This is a genomic window from Paraburkholderia sp. SIMBA_053 (assembly GCF_046534895.1).
GTDB classification, from domain to species: Bacteria; Pseudomonadota; Gammaproteobacteria; order Burkholderiales; family Burkholderiaceae; genus Paraburkholderia; species Paraburkholderia caledonica.
The window spans coordinates 1-265 of record NZ_JAWRXU010000858.1 but is presented as its reverse complement, the minus strand read 5'-3'; the positions used below and the strand labels follow the sequence as shown (position 1 = coordinate 265).

The 265-nt window shown below is 29.1% G+C and carries 2 protein-coding genes; both read right to left on the bottom strand.

Annotated elements, in window-relative coordinates; genetic code table 11:
• Window positions 1-180, bottom strand: a 180-nt coding sequence (locus SB753_RS38020; protein WP_410805283.1) for a hypothetical protein, incomplete at its 3' end; no start/stop codon positions are given.
• A 16-nt stretch (window positions 181-196) separates the two neighbouring features.
• Window positions 197-265 (bottom strand): GH-E family nuclease (locus tag SB753_RS38015; RefSeq protein ID WP_410805284.1); only part of this gene is annotated, 69 nt, incomplete at its 5' end.

Sequence of the window (265 nt, the reverse complement as noted above, 5' to 3'; positions counted from 1 at the left end):
AAAGTTTGCTATATCAAACTTTCTACTAATTAATGATTTTTCAAGTAAACTAATACCATTTTTATCAATTGAATCTACAATCTCTTCAATACAGTTTCCCTCAATTTTTAGCTTCTCTAAAAATAATTTAAGATTCCCGAATTTTATAATAGTCCCATAATCAGCTTTATTAATATCCATTTATACTATCACCCTCTCATTCATACTTATGACTTCGGTTAGTACTTGGCAATTCCGGTCGATAGTTTTCAGGGTTTCTATACCA